1 pseudogene is annotated in these 309 nt (G+C 68.3%); it reads right to left on the bottom strand.

Annotated features, from left to right (window positions below):
* Window positions 1–309 (bottom strand): annotated as a pseudogene (locus EN807_RS34165) (NUDIX hydrolase); the annotation flags it as partial.

The raw sequence follows: 309 nt of genomic DNA on the forward strand, positions 1-309 counted from the left end.
CCGCCAACCAGCCCTTGTCGAGCAGCCGCCGGCGAAAGGCCGGCTTGTTGAGCGATGTGCCGAGAATCGCCTCGTGCACATCCTGGAGCTGCCGCAGCGTGAACAGTTCCGGCAGCAGCGCGAAGGCGACGTCGGAATAATCGAGCTTGCCGCGCAGCCTGAGCATCGCCATCGCCAGGATGTCAGCGTGGTCGAAGGCGAGCGTCAGCGTCTCGTTCTCCGGTGAGAGCACGTCAACAGGCCCGCCGGCCTCTCCGGCCCAGGGCACATGGATCGCGGCCGGCAGCAGCGCCGGCATGGCGCGACGGG

The sequence above is a fragment of the Mesorhizobium sp. M5C.F.Ca.ET.164.01.1.1 genome (assembly GCF_004792125.1).
Taxonomy (GTDB): domain Bacteria; phylum Pseudomonadota; class Alphaproteobacteria; order Rhizobiales; family Rhizobiaceae; genus Mesorhizobium; species Mesorhizobium wenxiniae.